Origin of the sequence: Pandoraea pneumonica (genome assembly GCF_049918595.1) — a bacterium.
GTDB lineage: Bacteria > Pseudomonadota > Gammaproteobacteria > Burkholderiales > Burkholderiaceae > Pandoraea > Pandoraea pneumonica_A.
This window is the reverse complement of sequence record NZ_JBNCRZ010000003.1, coordinates 843,293-866,095: the sequence shown is the minus strand read 5'-3', so window position 1 is coordinate 866,095 and position 22,803 is coordinate 843,293. Positions and strand designations below refer to the sequence as shown.

Genomic DNA, 22,803 nt, shown 5'->3' with positions numbered 1-22,803 from the left:
GCGTGCCGTGTCACGCGCCGGACACCGGGGTCCCATCAGGCGCGCTCAAACGCTGGCGTCGCAACGTGCGCAGACTGTCGAAGACAACGAGGGCGACCCCGATCCAGATCGGCACGTAGGTCCACAAACCCTGCGCAGTGAACGGTTCACCCAGTACAAAGAGCGACACGGCGAAGAGCAGCACCGGCTCCACGTAACCGAGGATGCCGTACAGCCCGATCGGCAGCAGCCGTGCCGCACCGAAGGTTGTCGCCAGCGCACTGGCACTCAGCAGTCCGAGTGCGGGCAGCCAGAGCCAGAAGCGGGGCTCGCCGAGTACCATCGCGTTTTGCGGCCAGGCGTGCCAGAGCAACATGGCCGCAACCGGGGCCATGATCAGCATCTCGAGCACGAAGCCGCATAGCGCGTCGAGCCGCAATTGACGGCGCAGCATGAAGTACGGCGGATAGCCGAACATGATGACCGCTGTGACCCACGACAGTGCGCGAGTCGACCACAGTTCGTGACCGACACCCACGATAGCGAAAACGACCGCGAGCGTTTGAAGGGGCGTCAGGCGTTCCTTGTAGACGGTGCGACCGGCGAGCACCATCGTGAGCGGCAGCAGGAAGTAGCCGAGCGATGCGTCGAGCATGCGCTGTTGCAGCGGTGCCCAGACGAACAGCCAGAGCTGCACGCCCAGCAGTACCGCGCACACCAGCAGCGCGCCGAGGGCCGCAGGACGATGCAGCACGTGGGCCACTGTGTGCTTGAGCACCGGCCAGCGCCTGAGCGCACTCACGATGACCAGCGCGCCGGGCAGTGTGAGCAAGATGCGCCATGCGAACACGTCCAGCCCGGACAGCGGGGTGAGTTGCGACACAAGCGCAGGCAACATGGCAAACATGACGGATGCTGAAACCGAGAGCATCACGCCGCGACCGGAGAGCATGAGAATCCTGATGAAGCGGGGGGAGGGGGCGCCGGGGCAACCCCGGAAGTCAGGCCGCGAGCATAGCAAATTTGTGTCGATTTGCGCTGGATAAGCGACGAATTCGGCGAGTTGTCATCGACAGCTTGTATGATCGCGAGGCGCCAGTTGCGCCCGCTCGTGCCGACCGCACGGGGCCGGGGCCTGTCATTTTTTGCAGCCTTCGCGGGCTGCGCCTTCAAGGAGATCCGTGCATGTCGTCCGCACCCGCTACCCCGGTTACCCCGGCCACCGAATTCGCCGCATTCGCCGCCACGCTGGCCGATGCCGTGCGGCCGCTTTCGCTCGGCTGGTTCCGCCGCCGCCTCGCGGTGGACGACAAGGCCGACGAAAGCCCGGTGACGATTGCCGACCGCGAAGTAGAAACGGCCCTGCGCGAGCAGATCGCCGCGCGCTATCCGGCACATGGCATCTGGGGCGAGGAGTTCGGCAAGCTCAATCCCGACGCGGAATACGTCTGGTCGGTCGATCCGATCGACGGCACGCGCAGCTTCATCACCGGCCATCCGCTTTGGGGCACGTTGCTGGCGCTATTGCACAACGGTCGCCCGGTGGTGGGGGTGATCGACATTCCTGCGACTGGCGAGCGCTGGGTCGGGGTGAACGACACCGCTGCCGGTCTGCGTGAGGCGCGTTTTGACGGCCATCCGTGCGCCACGAGCCCGGTCACGTCGTTGGCCGAGGCGACCGTGTATGCCACGTCTCCCGACATCTTCGACGCGGCCGAGTACGCGCAATTCGAGCGGCTGACCACGGCCGTGAGTCGTCGTCGCTTTGGCGGTGACTGCTACGCCTATGGTCTGCTGGCGAGCGGCCATATCGAGTTGGTCATGGAAGCCGGTTTGCAGACGTACGACTATCTGGCAGTCGCCCCGGTTATCGAGGCGGCTGGCGGCATCATCACCGACTGGGACGGTCAGCCGTTGACGCTGGCATCGCAAGGCCGGGTACTGGCCGCCGCCAACGCGCAATTGCACGCCGCAGCGCTCGCCTGCATTCAGGGGCGCTGAAGACCGGCGCGCGGCATGCCGCGCCAGATGCGCGGCAGCAGTGCACCAAGCACGATGCCGCGTGTGGCGAGAAACGCCATCAGCGCGAACCAAAGGCCGTGATTGCCCCACATCTCAAGCGTGAGCGGCATCACGGCACCGAACACCACGAGTCCAATCAGCGACGAACTCAGCAATTCGCGCGTGCGGGTCGCGCCGATAAACACGCCGTCGAGCTGAAAGCACCACACCGCGACAATCGGCGAGATCACTGCCCACGGCAGGAATTCGCGTGCGGTCAACCGCAGGGCCGGTTGATCCGTCAGCGTATCGATGATGGCGCCCCCGGCCACGGCATACACGAGTGCGAACGCCACCGCACACCCCAGCGCCCAGCCAAGCGACAAGCGAATGGCGTGCAGCAGTGCTTCGCGTTGGCGCGCGCCGACGTACGCGCCGACTAACGCTTCCGCGGCGTGCGCGAAGCCATCGAGGCCATACGCCATGAACGTCTGAAAGTTGAGCAGCAGTGCATTCGCGGCCAGTGTCGTATCACCAAGGCGCGCACCGACACGGGCAAACCACGCGAACGCCAGTTGCAAAAACAACGTGCGCAGGAAGATGTCGAGATTGAGCCGCAGCAGTCGCCAAAGGGCGCTGCGCTCGACGAGGGCGGCCAGGCGCAGCGGCGGCAGACCCGGCGTACGCGCCAACCACAGCAACCATGCGCCGAGCGCGAAGCCGAGCATGTCGGCGAGCGCAGTGGCGATGGCAATGCCCGCCACGCCCCAATGCAGTCCGCGCACGAACACCAGCACGGCGACGATGTTCACCAGATTGATGAACACTTGCACCATCAACCCTTGGCGCACGCGCTGACAAGCGAGCAAATAGCCGAGCACGACGTAATTGCCGAGCGCGAGCGGCGCGGCGAGGATGCGAATGCCCGCGTACTCGCGCCCGAGCGCTTGCACTTGTTCGCTGCCCCCCAGCCACGACACGCCGAGCGACACCAGCGGCCCGCGAAACAGCAGCAGCACGATACCGATCGAGAAGGCCAGCGCCAGCGCCCGGCACAGGGTGTCGCGCAAGGCCACGTCGTCGCGTGATCCGAAGGCCTGCGCTGCCAGCCCGGTGGTGCCCATGCGAAGAAACGAGAAGCCCCAGAAGATCAGATTGAGCAGCAGCGCGCCGAGCGCGACACCCCCCAAATAAGCGGGGCCCGGCAGATGGCCGGCGACCGCCGTGTCCACGGCTGAGAGCAGGGGCTGAGTGAGGTTGGCGAGCACAATGGGCACCGCCAGACGGAGAAGTTGCCGATGACCGACGCTCGCAGGGGCAGGGTTCATGTAGGAGGAGTGCGGCTACCGTTCATGGCGGTGCCGTCGCAATCCGCACGAGGCGGCGAATTTAGGATGGCGCTGATTATACGTTGGACACGGACGGTACAATGACCCCACTTTTCCACGTCATTCCAAGACTTCCAAGACTACGCATGTCGTTCTCGTCACTGTCCCCCTCGTCTTCCGTCCTCATGCTGATGCGCGCACTCGCCGCCGCGCTGAGTTTGGCAAGCTTGCCCGTGCTGGCCGATGTGACGGTCGATCGCGGCCCGCCGCCGCCGCGCCACGAGAACCCGCCCGCTGCCACCGGCGCGCAGTTCTGGGTGCCCGGCTATTGGCAGTGGACGGCCGGTCGTTATGACTGGGTCGACGGACATATGGAAACCAAGCGGCCGGGCATGCGTTACACGCCGCCGCATTGGGAAGAGACAGCCTCGCACGAATGGACACTGCGCGACGGCAAATGGGCACCCACGAGCTGGGGCCCGGGTACGATTCACGAAATTCGCGCCCCGAAGTAAGCGAATTCTCCGCAGCGATTAAAAGTAGCAGCTATCAAAATCGGCGGGCCAAAGTACTGCGGCATCGTGCCGCAGCACTTGAAAGTTTTTCATCTTTTCCTTCGAATATTTGCGATTGCAAATGTCACATTGATGCGGGCGAGCCTTTACCGCATTCCCTCCGAATCACGTCAACGTCATACGGGCAACGGGCTGCCGGGATTTTTTTAAATTTAGTCAGGAATGCTATGTATTTAATTCGATGCAGACTTGACGCGCATAAGCTCATGCCGCTACGCAAAACATATTGACATGCCCGGAACGTTGAACAACACTATGCCGACACCGCGTCACCACGAAATGCGGAACAGTCGCAGTTAGCGTAATTTAAATAACTCGCAGTACGAGTTTTTCTTACTGAAGACATCGTATGCGAGCGTTTAAAGCGCGTTTCATGCGGCTTATGGTGTAGCGCCTGGGGCTTCTGAGGGAGGAGGCGGGCGTCATCGATTATCGGGTTGTCTCAACGTTTTGGGATCCGCTATGAACACCGTACGCTTCGGCCCGAGTGCCGCTCTGGTCACTTTGCTTTTCCCTGTCCCCACATCCACGCCGGGCGCACGTACGCCCAGGTGAATAACGTAAAACCGATCATCTGATCGGGTTGCCCGTTGTCTATGGCCGCCCGTTGCTGCCACACGCGTGTTTAAAACGCCTTAATTGCTACTGATGTCATTTTCGTGCCATGTTTCACGGCACGCCCCGTCACCACTGTGTGACACGTGGCTGGAGCATTTATGCAGTGTTCTGTTCCGTTGTTTGATGCAGTGCCGTTGATCACGGTATTCGTGTGCGTGGTATTGGGCCAATTGCTTGGCCGCATCAAACTCGGACCGATTCAGCTCGGTGGGGTTTGCGGCGCTTTGTTGGTGGCACTCCTCATCGGACAGACCGGCTGCATGGTCGAGGGCTCGCTCAAAGACTTTGCGTTCGCCTTGTTCATCTTCGCGATGGGTTTCTCCGCCGGACCGCAGTTCGTCGAAAACCTGAACCTGCGCGGCTTGCGCTTCGGCGTGCTGTCGATCATCGAAGTGGTGTTCGTCTTCGGCATCGTGATGGTCGCCGTCAAGGTGCTGGGGCTCGATCCGGGCACGGCGGGCGGTCTGGCGGCCGGTGCAGCCACTGAGTCGGCCATGGTCGGTACCGCTATCGAGGCACTGAATCGGCTGGGCCTCGATCCCGCTGACTTCAAGGCACTGCAAGCTAACGTCGTCACCGCCTACACGCTGACCTACGTGTTCGGCCTCATCACCATCGTGCTGTTCACCAACCTGCTCGCGCCGCGCCTGCTTGGCATCGATCTTAAGCAGGACAGCGCGCGTCTGGAACGCGAGATGGAGGAAGAAAACGGCGCGGAGTCGGGAGCGCCTGCTGCGCCGGATATCGTGGGTCGCAGCTATCGCGTGGCCCACCCCGGACTCACCGTTGCGGCCCTTGAAGCGGCTCTCGAAGGGCGTGTCGCCGTCGAACGCGTGCGCCGTGCGACGGCCGCAGTGCCGGTCGCTCAGGCCCTGGCCTTCGACGTCGGTGACGAACTGCTGCTCGTCGGGCGACGCGACGCCATGCTCGAAGCGCATGCGCTCGTCGGCCCCGAAGTCGCGGGCACCGAGACGAACGAGATCGTGCTCGTGGAGCGCGATTTCGTCATGACGAACAAGGAAGCCGAAGGGCGCACGGTCACCGACCTGCGCCGCGAAGCGCCGGTCGAATTGCGCCATGGCGTGTTCGTCAAATCGGTCAAGCGTATGGGCATGCAGTTGCCGTCGCTCGGCAAGATCGCGCTGCAACGCGGCGACGTGATCACGCTGCAAGGCTTGGAGCAGGACATCGAACGTGCCGGTGCTGTGTTGGGCAAGGAAGTGCCACGCGGCAACAAGACGAGTCTGGTGTTCGTCGGTCTGGCGCTGATTCTCGGCCTTTGCATCGGTCACTTGTCGGTGCGTATCGGCGGTGTGCCGATGACGCTCGGCAGCGGCGGCGGGGCGTTGCTCACGGGCCTTGCCAGCGGTTGGCTGCTCTCGCGCCGGCCCACGTGGGGCACGTTCCCCCCGGCGGCTTACGAGTTGCTTAAGGATCTGGGGCTGGCAGTGTTTGTCGTGTGCGTGGGGCTTTCCGCAGGGCCGCAGGCGGCCGTGCTGCTTCGCGAACACGGGCTTGCACTGCCGGTCGTGGGTATTTGTGTGTCGCTCATCCCGGCCCTCGTTTCACTCTGGGTCGGCCATAAGTTGCTGCGCATCGACGGCCCGGTTCTGATCGGCGCCATCGCGGGTCAACAGGCCAGCACGCCTGCGATCAGCGCAGTGGTTCAAACGGCAGACAGCGCGTTGCCGGTCGTGGGGTACACGGTGACCTACGCCTTGTCGAACGTGTTGTTGCCGCTGATGGGGCCGGCGGTGGTGTTCGTCGCTCATCAGTTTTCGCACTAGGACTTGTTCACGCGCACCCCGTACGCGCGTGACCTACCCCCATTTCCTGACGGAGGTTTTGCCGTGGATCTTGTGCATAGCATTCTCAACCATGTGCCGGAGGTGGCGATTTTCCTATCGCTCGCCCTCGGGTACGCGCTAGGGGCGATCAAGTTCGGCTCCTTCCAGCTAGGCGGTGTGGGCGGCTCGCTGCTTGTCGCCGTGGTCGTCTCGCAGATCGGTATCTCGGTCGACGCGGGCGTCAAGAGCATCATGTTCGCGCTGTTCATTTACGCCGTGGGTTACGAAAGCGGCCCGCAGTTCTTCAACTCGCTCTCGCGTAAAACGCTGCGCGAAATTGCGATGGCCATCTTCCTCGCCGCCTCGGGGCTGGTCACGGTGCTGATTTGCGCCAAGATCTTCGGCTTCGACAAAGGCCTGGCGGCTGGCGTGGCCGGTGGCGGTCTCACGCAGTCGGCCATCATCGGCACGGCCGGTGACGCTATCTCGCGCATGGGGCTGGCGGCCGACGAGGTCAAGCGCCTGCAATCCGAAGTGGCTATCGGCTACGCGGTGACCTACATCTTCGGTAGCCTCGGCGCCATCATCGTATGCGCGTCGCTGGTGCCCAAGCTCATGGGCCGCACGCTCAAGGAAGATGCGAAGAAAGCCGAACTCGCGATGACCGGCGGTCAGCAAGTGCTCAACGCCGATCAGGTCGATTCGCTGCCCGCGCTGGTGGGCCGTGTCTATCGTGTGACGACGGGCGCAGGCAAACGCGTGGTCGACGTCGAGAAAGAGCTCTCCGACGGCGTGACCATCGAGCGTTTGCGCCGCAACGGCAAGATCATCATCGCGACCGACGATCTGGTGTTCGAGAAGGGCGACGATGTGATGCTCATCGGCCGTCGCGAAGCCGCGACCGAAGCCTGGCGTCTGCTCGGCGACGAACAGCCGCCGTCACGCGATCTCGACATTCCGCTGCGCTTGCAGGAAGTGGTGTTCGCACGCAAAGGCGGTAACGGCAAGACGCTGGGCGAGCTCAAGGCCGGTGTCGAGCGCGATACCAAGCACGGTGTGTACATCGCCAAGATCACGCGGATGGGGCAACCCGTGCCGGTGCTCGACGACACCATCGCGTACCACGGCGACGTGGTCACGCTGTACGGTGCCGACAGCGACGTGCAACGCGCCGCGAAGGAAGCCGGCTACCCGGTGGCGTACTCGGTCAAGACCGACTACGTGTACATGGGCATCGGTATCGTGGTGGGCTTGCTGATCGGCTACATCGTGGTGAAGGTCGGCGGCATTCCGCTCACGCTGGGCAGCGGCGGCGGTGCACTGCTCGCCGGGCTGGTGTTCGGCTGGCTGCGCGGCAAGCATCCGACGTTCGGCGCGATGCCGCTCGCGGCAAGCTCGCTGCTCAAGGAACTGGGGCTGGCGACATTCGTCACCTGCGTGGGGCTCTCGGCTGGCGCGCAGGCATGGCAGACGCTGCAACAAAGCGGGGTCTCGATCTTTATCGCGGGGGTGATCGTCACCATCGTGCCGCTGTTGCTCACCTACCTCTTTGGGCGCTATGTGCTGCGCTACGACAACGTGGCCATTCTGGCCGGTGCGTTGTCGGGCTCGCGCAGTGCCAACCCGGCCTTCGGCGAGATTCTCGACAAGGCCGAGAGCAACGTGCCGACGGTGCCGTTCGCCATCACCTACGCCATCGCCAACGTTTTGCTCACGCTGCTCGGACCGCTTGTGGTGTCGCTGGCTTAAACCCGAACCGGGCCATGTGGCCCGGCCAGCGAATGGATTCGCCCGATCGTTTGTCATTGCCAGTCAATGTCTGATCGCAATTGGTTGTTCATGGAGATAACGCTATGAAATCGAAGGAACTCGACGCACTCGCCAAACTCAGCCCGTTCGAATTCAAGGACACGCTGATCGAACTCGCGCAAGAGAATGGCGCTCAGCGCTCGATGCTCAATGCCGGGCGCGGCAACCCGAACTTTCTCGCGCTCGAACCGCGTCACGGCTTCTTCCAGTTGGGACTGTTCGCGCTGTCCGAAGCCGCGCGCCAGTTCACGTACATGCCCGAAGGCGTCGGCGGTATTCCACCAGGTAAGGGTGTCGAAGCCCGCTGGCAAGACTTTGCGCGTGAAAACCAGCACACCGACGGGGTGAAATTCCTCGAGAAGGCCATCTCGTATATCCGCGATCAGATGGGCCTGAACGTCGAGGACTTCCTCACGGAAATGGTGCACGGCATTCTGGGCTGTAACTACCCGGTGCCGGACCGCATGCTCAAGAACACCGAGAAGATTGCGGCCAAGTACCTGCGTCGCGAGATGGTCGGCCGTCACCCGTTCACCGGCAACTTCGACCTGTTTGCGGTCGAAGGCGGCACGGCGGCGATGACGTATCTGTTCAACACGCTCAAGACCAACCATCTGCTGCAAGCGGGCGACACCATCGCGCTCGGCATGCCGATCTTCACGCCCTATATCGAAATTCCGGAACTGGCCGACTATCAGCTTCACGAAGTGAACCTGAACGCCGACCCGGAACTGGGCTGGCAGTATTCGAAGAAGGAACTCGACAAGCTGCTTGACCCGAAGATCAAGGCGTTCTTCCTCGTGAACCCGAGCAACCCGCCGTCGGTCAAGCTCGACGATGCGTCGCTCGAGCATCTGGCCGCCATCGTCAAGAAGCGCCCGGACCTGATCATCCTCACCGACGACGTGTACGGCACGTTCGCTGACGACTTCCGCTCGCTGTTCGCCATCGCGCCGTACAACACGATTCTCGTGTACTCGTACTCGAAGTATTTCGGGGCCACGGGCTGGCGTCTGGGCGCGATCGCCACGCACGAGAAGAACGTGTTCGACGACAAGATCGCCAAGCTGCCGAAGGCCCAGCGCGAAGGGTTGAACGCACGCTACTCGTCGATCACGACGGAGCCGGAGAAGCTCAAGTTCATCGACCGCCTCGTGGCCGACAGCCGCGCCGTGGCACTGAACCACACGGCCGGGTTGTCCACGCCGCAGCAGGTGCAGATGGCGCTCTTCTCGCTGTTCTGCCTGATGGATGAACCGGATGCCTATAAGCATGCCGTCAAGCGCATCATCCGCCGCCGTAAGGCTGTGATGTACCGCGCTGCCGGTATTACCGAAGAGACCGGCCCGAACACCGTCGATTACTACAACATTCTCGACTTGGAAGTCTCGGGCACGAAGATCTACGGCAAGGGCTTCGTCGACTGGTTCATGAAGAACATCGATCCGTCGGAAGTGCTGTTCCGTCTGGCCAAGGAAAGCGGCGTCGTGCTGCTGCCGGGCCGTGGCTTCGGCACGTTGCACCCGTCGGGCCGTGTGTCGCTCGCCAACCTGAACGAACCGGACTACATCCAGATCGGTGCGACGGTGCGCAAGCTCATGGACGAGTACAACGAACGGTATCTCGCAGGCGGTTCGGGCGCAGGCAAGGGCGGCAAGAAGAAGTAAGCCGCGCAGCGTCCTCAACCACCAACCACGCTAACGGTGCCGCGCCCGTCAGGGGCGGCACCGGCAGTCCCCCCCCCTCGATCGTCCCTCCATGGCGATCGACCATTGCCCGGGAACCACCTTCCCGGGCTTTTTTTATGATGTGAAATCTTTGTGGGATTTCTGCCTAATTTGGCGAGTCGTTGCCCCGATAGGCCGGGCCAATAAAAATGCCCGCACGAGGCGGGCAGAAGTCACTACAGGGGAAGTCACGCGATATGAGCGTCAAACCTGTGTAAGAGTTCCCAAGGAATGTGACTGGCAGCGCGTCATACGATCGACGTAAAATGGCCGCTTGTCGCTAAACACCCCCCGATGTCGTTTGCGGCGCACGAGGCTCGCGAATCGACGCGCGCGTGGGGGTGGGTCTTCGGGTGTCGAATGTCGGTAAAGTCGGTCGTGCGCAGTGGCTTGACGATGGTCGCGTGTCTCAACGCCGTCACATCGCCGGGTGCTCACGCACAGTCATTGTTTTCGGATCCTAATCCACCATGTTTCACTGAGCAGAACGCGTTGTCCTACGGGTTGTGGGACCGCGGGCTCGCGCCTCAGTATTTCGTGCCGCCTCCCGAACCCGCGCCACAACCACAGGTGCAAGACCCGGGCGTCTCTGCCGATCCCATCGCCTTGTTTGCCGGTGACGACCCGAATGCCGTCGCTGCCACCGTCGATCGTGAGGCCGCTGCGCGCGCGGCCGCCGCGGCGCAGGCCGCCGAAGCGGCAGGGCCTGCGGGGGCGGCCAGCGCGGCTGTCGCTGCCGCCGCTGAAGGGGCCGCGAGTGCTGCGCTGGCAGCAGGCACGGAAGGCGCAGCCAGTGCTGCCATCGCGTCATCCGAGGCGCCTGATGGGCAGGCACAGGCCGATGCAACACCGCCACCGCCGCCTTCACCCCCGTCACCCCCGTCACCCCCGTCACCCCCGTCACCCCCATTACCCGCAGCCGATTTCGCTGTCGCACCGGAATTGAGTGCCGACGGCACCGCCATTTTGGCGAAGGCGTTGCTCGCCCCGGGCGAAGTGGCACCGGAGCCGCCTGCACCGCCGCCTGCGCCCGATGTCGAGCCGCCCAACGCCTTCCTTGCGAAGGCTTCGTGCTTGCGTGGGCAGCCGCGCCGCGAGAGCTACGCCGATCGCAATATCCGCATGCTGATGCGTCGCGGGCTGGTGGTGCGAAACGAGAATCTGCCGCTCATCGCCTCGCGCAGCAAGACGCCGGGTGAAGGTGCCGTGGGCTTGCAGGTGCTCAATGAGCAGCCGTATCAGTTCAATCTGGGCATGAACAACAGCGGCATGACGACCACCGGCAAGATGCAGGGCACGGCCAATCTGTTGATGAACAATCCGCTCGGCATGTACGGCAAGTTCAATACGACCGTGAGTCAGGACTTGCAGAACGCACGCCGCGATGCGACCAATCGTGACGTCACGGCCAATTACTCGGTGCCACTCGATGCCGACTGGACGGTGGGCCTGATGGGCACCACCAACGCGGCGACCGATCAAATTGCCACCGGCACCACGCAGACACAGACGCTGCAATGGCGCGTGCGCCGTGCGTTCGATGTGACGTCGAACGGCACGACCGGGGTCGAGCTGCGATACAACCGCAGCCGAACGGAAGACCCGAATGCGCTGCATACCTACGACAGCTACGCGGAAGTGGGGCTGAGCCACACGCACTATCTGGGCACGTCCAAGCTGGATCTGTCGGTCATGCAGCGGCTGAATGCACCGTGGATGCCGTCGTCGAGCGGCCCGCCGGGCTGGTCTTATCGCTTCCAGTCGATCGACGCGAAGCTCACTGTGCCGTTCTGATAAACGCCATCACCGCGTCGAGCGACGTGGTGCGTGCGAGCGTCGCAGGCAGGTCCGCGAAGTGCTCGCTTTCTCCGAAGAGAATCACAGGCTTGCCGTATTGCACGGCAAGCCTGACTTCGTCGCGCGTGCCATGACTGCCGGGCAGCGCGACGATGACGTCGCTCGAGAGCACATTGATGGAATTGCGCGAGAGCGTGCCGGGCGGCGCATCGGGAAGATGACGCGGCAACGGACTCACGATCGTGATTTCGACGAACGGGTTCGGATAGCCGGGCAGCGGACGGTAGGCTTTTCCTACATCGGCTTGAGCGATCGCGATGCCATCGATGGCGTCGTCGTGACGCTCGACGGCTTGCGTCGGTACCACACCGATGCTGCGCCCCACGCGTTGCGGCACTGCGCAGAACGCTTCACTGACGCTAAACATCACACCTTGTCCGCCACCAGTGAGCAAGTGATAACCGGCCAGGGCAATGGCGTGACCCAGCGGGGCAGCGAGTTCGGTCCACGGCTGTTTGCCGGAACCCATGACGCCGATGGTCTTGGAGCGTTGAGGGAGTGGGGTAGCCGTCATAGGGGAGGCGCGCACGATGCGTAGACTTGAGCGCTGCCGATCATAAACGAATTCGCGTCGCGAAGACGCGCAGACGTGCGCGGAAAGATGGGCAGAAAGGTGCGCGCAAATCGCAGGCAAAAAAAACCCGCCGGATGGGCGGGTGAGGAAGCAGGCCTCCCACGGGGAAGTGAAAGCCTGATCTCGCGAGGTGTGTGCGAGATGCGTGTAGTATCGTGATCTACTGGATTGTTGGCTATGGGCTAAGTCCTAAAGTGCATGTCAGACGCTTTCCATTTCCATTTCGTACACTTTCTGACGCCGCGAGTTTTTCTATGAGCGAACCGACGCAATCTCTTCCTGCCGCCGCACCCGCTGACACGCCTGCCGATGCCGCGCAGCTCACTGCGATGCAGAACCTGCGCACCGCGCTGCTCGCGCAGCACAAGGTGCTGATCGCCAACGACCGTCAACAATACGAGGCTGTCTTCGGCGCGGTGCCGACCGGGCGCTTCGTTCAGTTGCTCACGGAAGACCCGTGGTTTCGATGGCTCGATCCGCTCTCGCGTCTGATCGTCGCGATCGACGAGTGGCAGGAACAGACGCCGCCGCTCGCCGCCAATGGCATCGCGCTCGCCGATATGGCGGCCAAATTATTTAGGGATGCCGACGAAGAGTTTGGCGAGCGCTATCGGCTGGCGTTGCAACAGGCGCCGGAAGCGGTGATGGGGCAGGGACGTGTCGTGGCCGCGCTGCGCACCGTGCCGCAGAGCCCGGTGCCGGAGAAGCCGGGTCAGCAGGACCCCGATGCATCGTCCGATTCGGCGAATTAGGCCGCAAGCGAGTGAGGCGGCGCTTGAGCAGGGTGATGCCAGACCGTCAAGCCGAATATTTGTTCCTTCGCTGATCGTTTTTTAAGCAAGGCTCTTGACAGCCCCTAGGCACGGGCAATTTGAGCGGAGCGGGTGAGGTTATCCAGTGGGTTATCCACAAAGGGTGTGGACAACTTTTCCCGCGTCACGCGAACCAGTACCTTAATGACCACTACGCCTATCGTGCTCCTGGTGCTGCTCTCAGCGCTGATGCACGCCACCTGGAACGCCTTTCTCCACGCAAGTCCCGACCGTGTCTGGCAAATCGGCCTGATGGCGGTGCCGCAACTCCTCGCGGCTGTCGTCGGTATCGTGCTGCTGCCACTGCCGCCCATGCAGGTGTGGCCGCTTATCTTGCTCTCGGCGTGTGCACAGGTCGGCTACACCGTCGCGCTGATTCGGGCGTATCGCGTGGGCGAGTTCGGGCAGATCTACCCCATTGCGCGCGGTATCTCGCCATTATTGATTTCGGGCGCGGCGCTCTTGCTGGCCGGTGAATGGCCGACGACCAGCGCGACGCTCGGCATCGCGTGTATCTGCGGGGGCATTCTGACGCTCGCGTTGCGCGGGCGGCGCTTGTCGGGCGACAGCGTGCCTGCCGCGTTGCTCACCGGCGTATTTATCGCGGCTTACACCGTCGTGGATGGCTTCGGCGTGCGGATGTCCAACGGCAATGGTTTCGGCTACATCGCGTGGGCGTATCTATTCGCCAGCGTGCCGCTCGTCGCAGGGGTGTGGAAATTGCGTGGCGGCTGGCGCGGTATGTTTCTCGCGCCGCGCAGGCGTGTCGTCGAAGCGCTCGGCGCCGGTGTGGTCGCGCAATGCGCCTACGGCATGGTGGTCTTCGCGCTGCAATTTCTGCCGATGGGTGTGGTGTCGGCGCTGCGCGAATCGAGCGCCATCTTTGCGGTGCTGCTCGGCTGGTTGTTCTTGCGCGAGAAGCTCAACGCGCGCCGCCTCGTGGCATGTAGCCTCGTCGTGGGCGGCGCGGTATTGATCAAACTCGGGGCTTGAGCGGCGCCTAAGCGCGCGGCCATAGCTCCGCACGATGCGCGGTAATGGCGGCTACCACGATCTCGCGCATGCCGTGACCGTCGGTCGACTCGAGATGCTCGAGGATCGTCATTCGCATGCGCGGTGCCCAGAAGCGCCGCAAATGCCCGGCAATGCTCTCGAGCGCTTCATCGCGATCGGGCATCGTTTCGAAGAAGTCGCCGATCTGATTGGCCATCTTGACCAGATTGTCGGTGTCCATGATCTGTTATGTCCCCTCTCGTAAGCCGCTATCTATCCGTGGTGCCCGTGGTGCCTGCCTGAAGCTGGACAATCCTGCGTCCGCCGCATCGTCTCATGGCGTTGGACGATGAAGCCCGCCGACCGAGCGGCGATGGACGCGGATTGTCCTGATGGCGCTTTTTCCTGCGCAACCTTAGCCAACTCCGCCAACCTTACCCTGCGTTTGCCTCGGCCGCACCACGTGAGTGGTCGAGGAACGCCTCTTGCTGACGGTTGAAGTCCGAGTATTGGCGCTGCCATTCCGACGGCTGTGCCACCGGCGTGACCTGCACCGCCGTCACCTTGTACTCGGGGCAATTCGTCGCCCAGTCGGAGTTGTCGGTGGTGATGACGTTCGCCCCCGACTCCGGGAAGTGGAACGTCGTGTACACCACGCCCGGCTGCATACGATCGCTCACGATCGCGCGCAGCACCGTCTCGCCCGCCCGGCTCTGAATACCGACCCAGTCGCCATCCTTCACACCGCGCTCTTCTGCGTCGTGCGGATGCAGCTCCAACCGGTCTTCGCTGTGCCAGTGGTTGTTGTCGGTGCGACGGGTTTGTGCGCCGACGTTGTACTGCGACAGAATCCGGCCCGTCGTCAGGATGAGCGGGAAGCGGCGCGTCACCTTCTCGTCGGTCGGCACATATTGCGTAATCAGGAACTTGCCCTTGCCGCGCACGAACTCGTCGATGTGCATGACCGGGGTGCCTTCCGGCGCGTTCTCGTTACACGGCCACTGCACGCTGCCCAATTCGTCGAGCTTCGCGTAGCTCACGCCGGTGAACGTCGGCGTCAGGCGCGCAATTTCGTCCATGATTTCCGACGGGTGCGAGTAGTTCATCTCGTAGCCCAGACGTTTGGCGAGCTGAATCGTCACTTCCCAGTCGGCGTAGCCGCCGCGCGGTGGCATGACCTGACGCACGCGCGAGATACGGCGCTCGGCGTTGGTGAACGTGCCGTCCTTCTCCAGGAACGACGAACCCGGCAGCAGCACGTGGGCGTACTTCGCCGTCTCGTTCAGGAAGATGTCCTGCACGACGATGCACTCCATTTGCTCCAGTGCGTGCGTCACGTGCTGCGTGTTCGGGTCGGACTGAACGATGTCTTCGCCTTGGCAATACAGGCCCATGAAGGTGCCCGAGAGCGCGGCGTCGAACATGTTCGGAATACGCAGGCCAGGTTCGGCTTGCAGCTCCACACCCCATTCGGCTTCGAACAAGGCGCGAGCGCTCGCGTCGGACACGTGGCGATAGCCCGGCAGTTCATGCGGGAACGCGCCCATGTCGCACGACCCTTGCACGTTGTTCTGACCGCGCAGCGGGTTCACGCCCACGCCTTCACGGCCAATGTTGCCCGTGAGCATCGAGAGGTTGGCGATACCGATCACGGTCGTCGAACCTTGGGCATGCTCGGTGACACCCAGCCCGTAATAGATGGCCGCGTTGCCGCCCGTGGCGTACAGACGCGCCGCACCGCGCACCAGATGCGCCGGCACGCCGGTGTGCACTTCGGTAGCTTCGGGCGAATTCTCGGCGCGCGAGATGAAGTCGCGCCACTGCGCGAACGCACGGTCTTCGCAACGCTCGGCGATGAATTTTTCATCCATCAGGCCTTCGGTCACGATCACGTGGGCGAGGGCGTTGACCATCGCGACGTTCGTGCCCGGACGCAGTTGCAGGTGGAAGTCGGCGTTGATGTGCGGGCTCTTGACGAGATCGATCCGGCGCGGGTCGATCACGATCAGCTTCGCACCTTCGCGCAAACGCTTCTTCATGCGCGAGCCGAACACCGGGTGACCATCGGTCGGGTTCGCGCCCATCACTAGAATCACGTCGGAGTGTTCCACCGACTTGAACGTCTGCGTACCGGCCGATTCGCCCAGCGTGGCTTTCAGGCCATAGCCGGTCGGCGAGTGGCAAACACGGGCGCAGGTGTCGACGTTGTTGTTGCCGAACGCGGCGCGCACCAGCTTCTGCACGAGATAGTCTTCTTCGTTCGTGCAGCGCGACGACACGAGGCCGCCGATCGAGTCGCGGCCGTACTTGGCCTGAATGCGCTTGAATTCCGACGCGGCGTAGTCGAGGGCTTCGTCCCACGACACTTCCTGCCACGGATCGGTGATTTTCTTGCGGATCTTCGGCGTAAGGATGCGGTCCTTGTGCGTGGCGTAGCCCCAAGCGAAGCGGCCCTTCACGCAGGCGTGGCCTTCGTTGGCCTGACCATCCTTGTGCGGCACCATGCGCACGACTTCGTTGCCCTTCATCTCCGCCTTGAACGAGCAGCCCACGCCGCAATAGGCGCAGGTGGTGATCTTGGCGTGCTCGGCTTGGCCGAGATGAATGACGGACTTTTCTTGCAGCGTGGCGGTCGGGCAGGCGGCCACACAGGCGCCGCACGACACGCATTCCGAATCCATGAACGGCTGGTCTTGACCCGGCGAGACGCGCGCTTCGAAGCCGCGGCCCGAGATCGTCAGCGCGAACGTGCCCTGCGTTTCCTCACAGGCGCGCACACAGCGGTTGCAGACGATGCACTTCGAGGCGTCGTAGGTGAAGTACGGGTTGGTTTCGTCTTTCTCGGTATCGAAGTGATTGGCGCCGTCGAAGCCGTAGCGCACTTCGCGCAGGCCCGTCACACCCGCCATGTCCTGCAATTCGCAGTCGCCGTTGGCGGCGCAGGTCAGGCAATCGAGTGGGTGATCGGAGATGTACAACTCCATCACGCCCTTGCGCAGTTCCTGCAACTTCGGCGTTTGCGTGCGCACTTTCATGCCTGGCTCGACCGGCGTGGTGCACGACGCGGGGAAGCCGCGACGCCCTTCGATTTCCACCAGACACAGACGGCACGAGCCGAACGGTTCCAGCGAATCGGTGGCGCACAGCTTCGGCACGTTGACGCCGCCTTCGGACGCGGCACGCATGATCGACGTGCCCGCAGGCACAGTGATCTGCTCGCCGTCGATCTCCAGCGTGACTTCCTTTTCCGACTCGCGACGCGGCGTGCCGTAATCCTTTTCGAACATCGGGTCCATCATGGTGAGGGCTCTCCTAGGCGGCCTTAGTCGGCTGGTTCGATGCTTCAGCCGCGCCGAAGTCTTCGGGGAAATGGTTCAGTGCCGAGAGCACGGGGTACGGCGTCATGCCGCCCATCGCGCACAGCGAGCCGGCGAGCATGGTGTCGCACAGATCGCGCAGCAGCTTGATTTGTTTGGGGCGATCGCGCCCGTCGATGATGCGGTCCATCACTTCGACGCCACGCGTCGAGCCGATGCGGCACGGCGTGCACTTGCCGCACGATTCGATGGTGCAGAACTCCATCGCGTAGCGTGCAAGCTTGGCGAGATCGACCGTGTCGTCGTGAGCCACGATGCCGCCGTGGCCGAGCACGGCCCACAGCGCGGCAAACGCTTCGTAGTCGAGCGGCGTATCCCACTGCGATTCGGGCAGGTAGGAGCCGAGCGGGCCGCCGACTTGCACGGCGCGCAACGGACGGCCGGTGATGGCACCGCCACCGAAGTCGTACAGAATTTCACGCAGTGTGACGCCGAACGCTTTCTCGATCAGGCCGCCGTACTTGATGTTGCCCGCGAGCTGAATCGGCAAGGTGCCGCGCGAACGGCCCATGCCGAAGTTCTTATAGAAGTCGGCGCCGCGATCCATGATGATCGGCACCGAGGCGAGCGAGATCACGTTGTTGATGACCGTCGGTTGACCGAACAGGCCTTCGATAGCGGGCAGCGGCGGCTTGGCGCGCACGACACCGCGTTTGCCTTCCAGGCTTTCGAGCAGCGCCGTTTCTTCGCCGCAGACGTAAGCGCCTGCGGCTTTGCGCACTTCGAGATGGAAGGTCTTGTCCGAGCCGAGAATGTTCTCGCCGAGATAGCCGGCGGCCTTCGCGTTGACGATGGCTTCGTTAAGCACATCAATCGAGTGCGGGTACTCGCTGCGCACGTAGATGTAGCCGCGCGTGGCGCCGACGGCGATGCCCGCAATGGTCATGCCTTCGACGAGCACGAGCGGGTCGCCTTCCATCAGCATGCGGTCGGCGAAGGTGCCGGAGTCGCCTTCGTCGGCGTTGCAGACGATGTACTTCTGTGCCGAGGGCGTGTTCAGCACCGTCTTCCATTTGATGCCGGTCGGGAACGCTGCACCACCGCGTCCACGCAGGCCGGAATCGGTCACTTGCGTGACGATGGCCGCGCCGTCCATGGCGAGCGCATTGCGCAGGCCGCGATAGCCGTCGTGTGCGATGTAATCGTCCACGGAGACGGGATCGGTGATGCCCACGCGAGCGAAGGTCAGACGTTCCTGCTGCTTGAAATACGGAATCTCTTCAGTCAGTCCGAGGGCCAGCGGATGATCGCCGCCTGCGATGACATTGGCATCGAACAAGCCCGGCACGTCGTCGACATCGACCGGACCATACGCGACGCGACCCGCAGGCGTGGCGACTTCGAGCAGCGGCTCCAACCAGAGCATGCCGCGCGTGCCGTTGCGGACGAGCTCGATGGCGATGCCGCGTGCGGCCGCTTGCGCGACGATGGCTTCGGCCACTTCATCGGCGCCGAGAGCGAGGGCAGCGGAGTCGCGCGGCAGATAGAGCCGAACGGCGGCCGGGTTAGCTTGGGCGGGGGAGGTGACTTGGCTCATACGGCATCCTTCGCGCGGGCGAGCAGGCGGTCGAATTTCTCGGGGGTGACGCGCGCGTGCAGCTTGTCGTCGATGGTGATGGCCGGCGACGTGGCGCACTGGCCAAGGCAATACACGGGCTCGAGCGCGACGTCGTCGCTATGCGCGTGCATCGCGCAACCGAGCACGCGTTCGGCGTGCGCCACGAGGGCGTCGGCACCCATGCTCTGGCACGCCTCTGCGCGACAAATCTGCACGACGTGGCGCGGCGGCGCACTGGTGCGGAAGTGGTGATAGAACGTGATCACGCCGTGCACTTCGGCGCGCGAGAGATTGAGGGCGTTGGCGATGACGGGCACGGCGTCCGGGGGCACGTAGCCGAAGGCTTCCTGAACGTCGTGGAGGATGGGCAACAGCGGCCCTTCCTGCGCTGCATGAGCGTCCAGAATCGCTTGCACCGTCGCGACGGAATAAGCCTCGCGCATGGCAGTTGTCTCCTATTTGGCTCGCCGTGGGGAGCGGCGCACCTGCGGGTATGGGTATGTTTTGTCGTTCCGCTTTCGAACTTTGGCCCGCCGACTTGGCGTGCCCCGGGGCGAGAGGCCCGATAAAAACGCATCCGAAGACGCGGCTCGGGTCTAGCGATTAGCGTGACGCCGGATGCGTGTGCGACACATAGCCCCCACCATATGCCGCACGAGCTGGCCTCTCGCCCGTTGCTTACATCATGAACCGGTACCGCAGGCGTCGCGAATTCGCGCTTCACCTGATACCCGCTTCCACGGGCAGTGCTCTGTCACATCAGAGACGGTTTGGGGTGGCCGTCCTATCCGTGCCGAAGCATCAGTATGTGAAACACGATATATGATATACGGTATACGTGCAATAGCCTGAGACCGTGTTTGGCAGGCTCGTTTACCCGAAGGGGATGAGGGGCGGGGGAGGAGGGCGAGGCGAAGGAACAGTATGCCGTGGTATGCGGCAACAGATGGGGGAAACAAAAAAGCCAGCGGCACCGATGTGCAGCTGGCTTTCTTATTGGCGTGCCGGACGCGCCTGGCGGCTATTCGCCGCCGGTATGTATCGTACGTATCGCGTTAGTCGAGGAAGTCGCAGTGCTCTTCAACGAATGCCGCCAGACCGAGCGTGTGATCGCGCGCGAGCTTTTCAGCCAATTCCGTATCGCGTTTCTCGAGTGCCGTGATGATCTTCAGGTGATCGACAATCGAGCGTGCGGCCCGGTCGTTCTGAGCGATCGTCACTTTACGGATAGCACGTACGTGAATGAACAGATTCTTGATGGTGTTCGCGATGGCTTGCGAGCCGCCAAGATTGATCAGTGCCTGATGGAAGTCGATGTTCGCGTCGGAATACTCTTCGATGTGATCCGTCGGCGGGGCGTTGACGAACTCATCGAACAGATGGCGCAGCTTTGCGATCTCTTCATCCGAGGCGTGCAGCGTGGCCAGCCGTGCGGACATGCCTTCGAGGGCCGCCCACATCTGAATCATCTCGACGATTTCACGCTTCGTCTTGCGGATGATGAAAATGCCCCGGCGCGGCACCGTACGCAGAAAACCTTCCTGTTCCAGGAGGGTCATCGCTTCGCGAATCGGGGTGCGTGAAACGCCGAGCTCCTGGATAAGCTGACGCTCATCCAGGCGGATCTCTTCTTTCCGGTTATAGATATCCGCGTCTGCGATGGCTTTTTTGAGCCGCGCATACGCCTGATTACGAAAACTCGTGGTGGTGTCGATCGGCCCCAGCGCGAGTGGTGTCACTCGCTCCGGAGTTGGGGTGATCAGGGACATGCAATAGTCTCCTAGGTATTACGGCCTCCTCAGAGGCGCAATGCTTGCTGCCCCACGACGGATGCCGGTTTCGTGACGAGTTTACCCGATTCGTTTGCCTGCGTGGTTTCCGCCAGGTAGGCGAAGCGGCCATTCTTCTCGGCCTTCTCAAGCATCGATGCCGGCAGCGATGCAAACAAATGAACCATGGCGGCACCGGCGGAAAGGGCGGCGGCGAGGGCAAGCAGAGTCAGCGCAACGACGAACATGATGACACTCCTGAAAGACGTTTGATGATCGATATGTGGGGGAGAACTTGCTTTGCATTGTATGTCGCGCCGCAACAAGTCTCAAGATATACCACATACGGAATATCAAAATTTATCGTTTTTCGGGACGTTCTCTAAGTGTCACTGCCCATCGATTGCCTGATTTTGTCTCTTTTTCCGATACTGCCGAGCAGGTTGATGCGCGGCGCTGGTCTCCTCAAAGGTCCGGTTGGCGTGCAAGAGTACAGATTTCGGGACGCGCGGGTGATGCATCGTCAGTCGCGCGTTCGAAGGTGTCCTCGGTGAGGGGGAAAACGGTGATATTGCGTTGCCGCGAAACCACAGCCGTTATTGCGGACTTCACCGGCAAGCCGGGTCTCGATCGGGGCGCATCGCAGGGGGAACGATGCGCGGTTGCGATCCGTGGTGGCGGGGTATGGCGGCGATTGCCCTTCTATATAGATAGGGCAGTGGCCGGCGACGCGACGCGTCAGCTTGCCACTGCCTTCGCTATCCGGCGATCAGGCGGCCTTGGCCAGTCGTGCCTGTGCGGCGGCGACGGCATCGGGCTGGGTCATGAACTCACGTTGCTGAATGAGGGCGAGCACCACGTCGAGCGTTGGCGTGGGCACTGCCGCGAGGCGGCCCATCTCTTGCACGACGGCGACGAGCGGATCGATTTCCATCGCCCGGCCGCGCTCCAGATCCTGAAGCATCGACGTCTTGTGCGAACCCACCGCACCGGCGCCATTGATACGGCGTTCGACGTCCACGCGGAAGTGCACGCCGAGCTTGTCGCCGATGGCTTTGGCTTCGAGCATCATCGCGCGAGCGATCGCGCGCGTGCCCGGATCGCTGGCGATGATATCGAGCGTGGCGTGCGTGAGCGCCGAAATCGGGTTGAAGCAGAGGTTGCCCCAGAGCTTGAGCCAGATCTCGTCGCGAATGTTTTCGCGAATCGGTGCGTCGAGCCCGCCCTTGGTCATGATCTGCGAGAGCGCCTCCACGCGAGCGGTGCGCTCGCCGCTGGCTTCGCCGAGCGGAAACTTGTTGCCGTACACGTGCTGAATCACGCCGGGCGCGACGACTTCGGTGGCCGGATAGACCACGCAGCCGATGGCTCGCTCGGGGCCGAGTTGGCGCCACTGACGTCCGCCCGGATCGATACTCTCGAGCGTGCTGCCTTCGAGCGCACCGCCGTGCTTATAGAAGTACCAGTAGGGAATGCCGTTCACGGCGGTCACCACGGCCGTGTCGGGACCGATGAGCGGTTGCATGGCGTCGAGTACCGACGGCACGGAGTGCGCTTTGAGCGCGATGATGACGTAGTCCTGCGGACCGAGCTCACGCGGATCGTCCGTGCAACGCAATTGAGCGACGCGTTCTTCGCCGTCGATCAACAACTTGAGTCCGTGCTCACGCATGGCCGCGAGATGCGGGCCGCGCGCCACCAGACTGACATCGGCTCCTGCGTGTGCAAGCTGCACACCGAGATAACCGCCGATGGCACCGGCGCCATAGATGCAAATCTTCATGAAGTCTCCCTCCACAAATGGTCAATCGGAACTTGGCCTTTATTTTTCTAATATCAAATGTTGTATATCGTATATCACAAGCCGGGAAGCACCAAGCTTTCCGGTAGCCGAGCGCGTCATGGTTTCCCCGGGGTCGGCCTGAAAAGGGGCGTTCCGATGTGTGAGCGCGACCGTCATTGACCCACGTCGAATGCGATGCGAAAGACACTGCCGAGTGAATTATTACGGTGTGTTACAGCGGAAGGGGGCGTTACAT

At 62.7% G+C, this 22,803-nt stretch carries 18 protein-coding genes; 8 read left to right on the top strand and 10 right to left on the bottom strand.

Annotated elements, in window-relative coordinates:
- Positions 1–10 precede the first annotated feature (10 nt).
- The gene (gene rarD, locus ACPWR9_RS16405; protein WP_426299277.1) at positions 11–931 is read right to left on the bottom strand and encodes an EamA family transporter RarD; all 921 of its coding nucleotides are present in this window, start codon (positions 929–931) and stop codon (positions 11–13) included.
- 233 nt (positions 932–1,164) lie between these two features.
- Between rarD and hisN the strand changes: the two genes are divergently transcribed.
- Positions 1,165–1,980 carry a histidinol-phosphatase gene (gene hisN / locus ACPWR9_RS16400; protein WP_426299275.1) on the top strand — a complete coding sequence of 272 codons (816 nt, stop codon included), beginning with the start codon at positions 1,165–1,167 and terminating at the stop codon, positions 1,978–1,980.
- Here hisN and ACPWR9_RS16395 read toward each other — a convergent pair.
- A complete protein-coding gene (locus ACPWR9_RS16395) occupies positions 1,968–3,308 on the bottom strand; it encodes an MATE family efflux transporter (protein ID WP_426299273.1) in 1,341 nt (446 codons plus the stop codon). The genes hisN and ACPWR9_RS16395 overlap by 13 nt on opposite strands.
- Positions 3,309–3,454: 146 nt before the next feature.
- On the opposite strand from ACPWR9_RS16395, the gene ACPWR9_RS16390 reads away from it, so the two are divergent.
- From ACPWR9_RS16390 to ACPWR9_RS16370, 5 genes are all read left to right on the top strand, one after another.
- A complete protein-coding gene (locus ACPWR9_RS16390) occupies positions 3,455–3,823 on the top strand; it encodes a YXWGXW repeat-containing protein (protein ID WP_426299271.1) in 369 nt (122 codons plus the stop codon).
- Positions 3,824–4,599: 776 nt separating this feature from the next.
- Complete coding sequence (gene aspT, locus ACPWR9_RS16385; protein ID WP_426299269.1) at positions 4,600–6,288, top strand: aspartate-alanine antiporter; 1,689 nt, start codon at positions 4,600–4,602, stop codon at positions 6,286–6,288.
- Positions 6,289–6,351: 63 nt separating this feature from the next.
- Complete coding sequence (gene aspT, locus ACPWR9_RS16380) at positions 6,352–8,037, top strand: aspartate-alanine antiporter (RefSeq protein WP_426299267.1); 1,686 nt, start codon at positions 6,352–6,354, stop codon at positions 8,035–8,037.
- Between the two features lie 104 nt (positions 8,038–8,141).
- Entirely contained in the window at positions 8,142–9,764 is a 1,623-nt protein-coding gene (locus ACPWR9_RS16375; protein ID WP_426299266.1) for a bifunctional aspartate transaminase/aspartate 4-decarboxylase, read from the top strand.
- Positions 9,765–10,316: 552 nt separating this feature from the next.
- Positions 10,317–11,618: a ShlB/FhaC/HecB family hemolysin secretion/activation protein gene (locus ACPWR9_RS16370; RefSeq protein ID WP_426299264.1), complete on the top strand. Its 1,302-nt coding sequence runs from the start codon at positions 10,317–10,319 to the stop codon at positions 11,616–11,618.
- On the opposite strand, the gene ACPWR9_RS16365 is transcribed toward ACPWR9_RS16370, so the two are convergent.
- Positions 11,602–12,195 carry a DNA-binding protein gene (locus ACPWR9_RS16365; RefSeq protein ID WP_426299262.1) on the bottom strand — a complete coding sequence of 198 codons (594 nt, stop codon included), beginning with the start codon at positions 12,193–12,195 and terminating at the stop codon, positions 11,602–11,604. The two genes, ACPWR9_RS16370 and ACPWR9_RS16365, sit on opposite strands and share 17 nt — an antisense overlap.
- Positions 12,196–12,509: 314 nt before the next feature.
- Here ACPWR9_RS16365 and ACPWR9_RS16360 point away from each other — a divergent pair, with 314 nt between their 5' ends.
- Both ACPWR9_RS16360 and ACPWR9_RS16355 read left to right on the top strand, forming a co-directional pair.
- Positions 12,510–13,007, top strand: a complete 498-nt coding sequence (locus tag ACPWR9_RS16360) for a hypothetical protein (protein ID WP_426299260.1) — start codon at positions 12,510–12,512, stop codon at positions 13,005–13,007.
- A gap of 204 nt (positions 13,008–13,211) precedes the next feature.
- Positions 13,212–14,060 carry an EamA family transporter gene (locus ACPWR9_RS16355; RefSeq protein WP_426299258.1) on the top strand — a complete coding sequence of 283 codons (849 nt, stop codon included), beginning with the start codon at positions 13,212–13,214 and terminating at the stop codon, positions 14,058–14,060.
- A gap of 7 nt (positions 14,061–14,067) precedes the next feature.
- On the opposite strand, the gene ACPWR9_RS16350 is transcribed toward ACPWR9_RS16355, so the two are convergent.
- The 7 genes from ACPWR9_RS16350 to ACPWR9_RS16320 all read right to left on the bottom strand — a co-directional run bounded on the left by ACPWR9_RS16350 (position 14,068) and on the right by ACPWR9_RS16320 (position 22,547).
- Complete coding sequence (locus ACPWR9_RS16350; RefSeq protein WP_150679028.1) at positions 14,068–14,301, bottom strand: formate dehydrogenase subunit delta; 234 nt, start codon at positions 14,299–14,301, stop codon at positions 14,068–14,070.
- Between the two features lie 193 nt (positions 14,302–14,494).
- Positions 14,495–17,359 (bottom strand): formate dehydrogenase subunit alpha, encoded by a 2,865-nt coding sequence (gene fdhF / locus ACPWR9_RS16345; protein WP_426299256.1) that lies wholly within the window; start codon positions 17,357–17,359, stop codon positions 14,495–14,497.
- A 13-nt stretch (positions 17,360–17,372) separates the two neighbouring features.
- A complete protein-coding gene (locus tag ACPWR9_RS16340; protein WP_426299254.1) occupies positions 17,373–18,974 on the bottom strand; it encodes a formate dehydrogenase beta subunit in 1,602 nt (533 codons plus the stop codon).
- On the bottom strand, positions 18,971–19,438 hold the full coding sequence (locus ACPWR9_RS16335; RefSeq protein ID WP_426299252.1) for a formate dehydrogenase subunit gamma: 468 nt from the start codon (positions 19,436–19,438) through the stop codon (positions 18,971–18,973). Before ACPWR9_RS16335 ends, ACPWR9_RS16340 begins: the two co-directional genes overlap by 4 nt.
- A gap of 612 nt (positions 19,439–20,050) precedes the next feature.
- Positions 20,051–20,764 (bottom strand): GntR family transcriptional regulator, encoded by a 714-nt coding sequence (locus tag ACPWR9_RS16330; RefSeq protein WP_150679024.1) that lies wholly within the window; start codon positions 20,762–20,764, stop codon positions 20,051–20,053.
- Between the two features lie 29 nt (positions 20,765–20,793).
- Entirely contained in the window at positions 20,794–21,012 is a 219-nt protein-coding gene (locus tag ACPWR9_RS16325; protein WP_150679023.1) for a hypothetical protein, read from the bottom strand.
- A 521-nt stretch (positions 21,013–21,533) separates the two neighbouring features.
- Positions 21,534–22,547 carry a 2-dehydropantoate 2-reductase gene (locus ACPWR9_RS16320; RefSeq protein WP_426299251.1) on the bottom strand — a complete coding sequence of 338 codons (1,014 nt, stop codon included), beginning with the start codon at positions 22,545–22,547 and terminating at the stop codon, positions 21,534–21,536.
- Between the last annotated feature and the right edge of the window lie 256 nt (positions 22,548–22,803).